The sequence below is a fragment of the Bradyrhizobium sp. BRP56 genome (genome assembly GCF_020194035.1).
Lineage (GTDB): Bacteria > Pseudomonadota > Alphaproteobacteria > Rhizobiales > Xanthobacteraceae > Bradyrhizobium > Bradyrhizobium australafricanum.
Genome location: NZ_JADYVV010000141.1, coordinates 1 through 4,560, shown reverse-complemented (window position 1 = coordinate 4,560; position 4,560 = coordinate 1). Strand labels below are relative to the sequence as shown.

2 protein-coding genes are annotated in these 4,560 nt (G+C 65.4%); both read left to right on the top strand.

The features are described 5' to 3' along the window. The first annotated feature begins 285 nt into the window (after positions 1–285). Positions 286–2,004: an iron ABC transporter permease gene (locus I6F38_RS42895; RefSeq protein WP_225164642.1), complete on the top strand. Its 1,719-nt coding sequence runs from the start codon at positions 286–288 to the stop codon at positions 2,002–2,004. A gap of 182 nt (positions 2,005–2,186) precedes the next feature. Next, positions 2,187–4,295, top strand: coding sequence for a S9 family peptidase (locus I6F38_RS42890; protein WP_225164641.1), 2,109 nt, complete (start codon positions 2,187–2,189; stop codon positions 4,293–4,295). The last annotated feature ends 265 nt before the right edge of the window (positions 4,296–4,560 follow it).

The window sequence follows — 4,560 nt, the reverse complement described above, 5'->3', positions numbered from 1 at the left end:
TCCAAAAATGCTATCGCGGTATCGCATGCTCGGCCTTCTGTGTCTCGACAACCAGAAAAGGCCGATTTGCCTCGGTCTTGCCGAGCATGCACCGCGACATAGTGAATCATTCCCCGGACAGCCCTGCGCTTGCGGGGAGAGGTCGGATTGCATCGCAAGATGCAATCCGGGTGAGGAGGTACAGGTCTCACCAACGCCAACGCTCGTGGAAGCAGCCCCTCACCCCAACCCTCTCCCCGCGAAGAGCGGGGAGAGGGAATGGATGGCGCGCAAATCGGGGATAGCATGACTCTAACAACCACCTCCCCTGCCCCCCGCCCCCGCATCGACTGGACACGCCCGGTGCTGTGGCTGTTCGCGGCGGTGCTCATCCTGCTGATCCTGCTGCCGCTGTCGTGGCTTGCGGTGTTTGCCTTCACCGACAAGAGCCGGCATCCGACGCTGCAAAACTTCGTCACGCTGTTCAGCAATCCCGATTTCCTCGATCCGCTGCTGACGACTGCGATCATCGCGACCACGTCGGCGCTGATCTGCTGCATCGTCGCGGCACCGATCAGCTGGCTGGTGTCGCGCACCGACATGCCGGGCCGGCAGACCATCCGCGCACTGGTCACGGCCTCGTTCGTGACGCCGCCGTTTCTCGGCGCGGTCGCCTGGGAACTGCTGGCTGCGCCGAATTCCGGGCTGTTGAACCAGCTCTACCGGCTGTTCGCGGGCGAAGATGCCGACGCGCTGTTCAACATCTATTCGATGACCGGGATCATCTTCGTGATCTCCTGCTACACGTTCCCGTTCGTGTTCGTGCTGGTGGCCAATGCGCTCGACACCATGCCGGGCGAGCTGGAAGATGCCTCCGCGATCCTCGGCGGCAATGCCTGGACCACCGCGCGGCGGGTGACGATCCCGCTCGCGCTGCCCGCGCTGGTCGCGGGCGCGCTGATCGCGTTCCTGCAGGCGATGACGCTGTTCGGCTCGCCGGCGATCCTGGCGCTGCCGGCCGGCTTCCACACCATGACGACCAAGATCTGGAGCCTGTTCCAGTACCCGCCGAAGCTCGAGCTCGCGGCCGCCGCCGCGGTGCCGCTGCTGGTGCTGACCATCCTGCTGCTGCAAGGCCAGAAGGCGCTGCTCGGCCGCCGCGGCTATTCGGTGATCGGCGGCAAGTATGGCGCGCCGCGCCGGGTGGAATTGCGCGGCTGGCGCTGGGCGGCGCTCGGCTTCTGCCTCTTGGTGCTGCTCAACCCGGTATTCCTGCCGTACCTCGCGCTGCTCAACGCCGCGTTCTCGCCGAACGCTACCACGCTGGTGACGCCGTCGACAGCGACGCTGCACAACATCGTCTTCGTGTTCACCGAGCTGTCGTCGACCCAGCTCGCGCTCAAGAACACCGTGATCCTCGGCACCGCGACCGCGACGATCGGCACCATCCTCGCGCTCGTCATCGCCTATGTCACGACGCGCAAGGTGATCGCGGGCCACCGCGTGCTCGGCTTCCTCGCCACCGCGCCGGTCGCGGTGCCCGGCATCGTGCTCGGCGTCGGCCTGTTCCTGAGCTACACGCGGCCGCCCTTCGTGCTCTACGGCACGCTGTGGATCCTGCTGTTGGCGTTCCTCACCATCAACCTTCCCTCGGCCTACCAGCAATTGCAGGCGGCGTTCGCGACCATCCATCCCGAGCTCGAGGAGGCAAGCCGCATCCTCGGCGCGACCCGGCTGCAGGCGCTGCGCCAGATCACCGCGCCGCTGCTGCGCACCGGCGTGATCGCGACCTGGTGCTTCATCTTCATCGGCGTGATGCGGGAACTGTCGGCGGCGATCGTGCTGTTCACCTCGCAAACCAAGGTGCTCTCGGTCCTGATCTACGATCTCAACGAAGGCGGCGACCTCGCCGCGATCGCGGTGCTCGGCATCGCGATGCTGGTGATCACCTTCGCCGTGGTGCTGGCGGTGAACCGGATTCCGATGTCCGGCGGCAATGCCGGCGCGCGGCTGCGGAACGGGTAGCCCCCCTAACCACGTCGTCATTGCGAGGAGCGAAGCGACGAAGCAATCCATTCTATCCCTTCGGGGAACGATGGATTGCTTCGCTTCGCTCGCAATGACGAGGCAACCAAGGATGCGCGCCCCATCTGGCAATCGCCACATTCATCCCGATATAGAGCGGAACCCCGCACCATGAGGATCGTGTGACCAAATCCGCCACCACAACATCGCCCCCGGTCGCACCGCGCCGGCCGCATTCCTTCACCACCCACGGCATCACGGTGACCGACGACTATGCGTGGATCAAGGATCCGAAATGGCAGGAGGTGCTGCGCGATCCCTCGATCCTCGATCCCGATATCCGCACCTATCTTGAGGCCGAGAACGGCTACGCCGAGAGCCTGCTCGGCCATACCGACGCGTTGCAGAAGCGGCTGGTCAAGGAGATGCGTGGGCGGATCAAGGAGGATGATTCCAGCGTGCCGTCGCCGGACGGCCCGTTCGCCTATTTCCGCAAGTTCCGCGAGGGCGGCCAGCACGAGCTGTACTGCCGTACGCCGCGCGACGGCGGCGACGCCCATGTCGTGCTCGACGGCGACGCGCTGGCGAAGGACCACAAATATTTCAAGTTCGGCGGCAGCCGGCATTCCAACGATCACCGCCTGCACGCCTGGAGCGCCGACACCAAGGGCTCCGAATATTTCTCGATCCGGGTGCGCGACTGGGCCACCGGCGGCGATCTCGACGACCTCGTCGAGGAAACCGACGGCGGCGTGGTCTGGGCCGCGGATTCCAAAAGCTTCTTCTACGTCAAGCTCGATGACAATCACCGGCCGATGCAGGTGTGGCGGCACAAGCTCGGCGCCAAACAGGCCGACGACATCCTGATCTATGAGGAGCAGGATTCCGGCTGGTTCACCCACCTGCACGAGAGCGCAAGCGGCCGCTTCTGCGTGATCGCGGGCGGCGACCACGAGACCTCGGAGCAGCGGCTAATCGATCTCTCCCATCCCGACGCGCCGCCGCGGCTGGTCGCGGCACGCGAGGAAGGCGTGCAATATTCGATCGCCGACCGCGGCGACGAGCTGTTCATCCTGACCAACGCCGACGACGCCATCGACTTCAAGGTCGTCACCGCGCCGCTCACCGCGCCCGAGCGCAGCAACTGGCGCGACCTGATCCCGTATCGCGAAGGCGTCTATGTGCTCGACGTCGAGCTCTATGCCGGCCACATGGTGCGGCTGGAGCGCGCCAATGCGCTGCCGGCGATCATCATCCGCGACCTCAACAGCGGCGAGGAGCACGCGATCGCCTTCGACGAGGCGGCCTATTCGCTGGACACCATGGGCGGCTACGAGTTCGACACCACCAACTTACGTTTTGCCTATTCGTCGATGACGACGCCGTCGGAAGTCTATGACTACGACATGGCGACGCGGACGCGTGTGCTGCGCAAGCGCCAGGAGATTCCGTCCGGCCACAACCCGGCCGACTACGTCACCACGCGCATCATGGCGACCTCGCATGACGGCGCGCAGGTGCCGGTCTCGATCCTGCATCGCAAGGATTTCGTTCGTGACGGCAAGGCGCCACTTCTGCTGTATGGTTACGGCTCCTACGGCATGGCGATGCCGGCCTCGTTTGCCGCCAACCGGCTGTCGCTGGTCGACCGCGGCTTTGTCTATGCGATCGCGCATATCCGCGGCGGCGCCGACAAGGGCTGGGGATGGTATCTCGACGGCAAGCGCGAGAAGAAGACCAACACGTTCGACGATTTCGCCGCCGCCGGGCGTGCGTTGATCGAGACGAAATACACGAGTGCCGAGCGCATCGTCGGCCATGGCGGCTCGGCGGGCGGCATGCTGATGGGCGCGGTCGCCAACCGCGCCGGCGAGCTGTTCGCCGGCATCGTCGCCGAGGTGCCGTTCGTCGACGTGCTCAACACCATGCTCGACGACACGCTGCCGCTGACGCCGCCGGAATGGCCGGAATGGGGCAATCCGATCGAGAGCGAGAAGGATTTCCGCACCATCCTGTCCTATTCACCCTACGACAATGTCGCAGCCAAGGACTATCCGGCGATCCTCGCGATGGGCGGGCTCACCGATCCGCGCGTCACCTATTGGGAGCCGGCGAAATGGATCGCGCGGCTGCGCGCCACCATGCGCGGCGGCGGCCCGGTGCTGCTGCGCACCAACATGGGCGCCGGCCACGGCGGCGCCTCCGGCCGCTTCAACCGCCTCGACGAGGTCGCGATCGTCTACGCGTTCGCGCTGTGGGCGGTCGGGATGGCTGAGAAGGCTGAGGCGTAACTTCTCCCTCGCCCCGCCCTTGCGGGGAGAGGGTTGGGGTGAGGGGCCGCCTCCGCAAACTCGATGAAAATGAATTTGCGGAGACTCCCCCTCACCCGGATCGCATCTGGCGATGCAATCCGACCTCTCCCCGCAAGCGCAGGGCTGTCCGGGGAACGTCATCCATAGCAGAACTCCATCTGGTTTGGGGATGTTCTGCATTTGCGGTGGCTGGGATTGATGGGCGGAGGCTGGTCGATGGTGGCGAGTGCTCGACGGGTGAACA

Excerpts from the sequence above, each read along its gene's own strand:
- I6F38_RS42895 (WP_225164642.1), top strand. The coding sequence starts at position 286 with ATGACTCTAACAACCACCTCCCCTGCCCCCCGCCCCCGCATCGACTGG.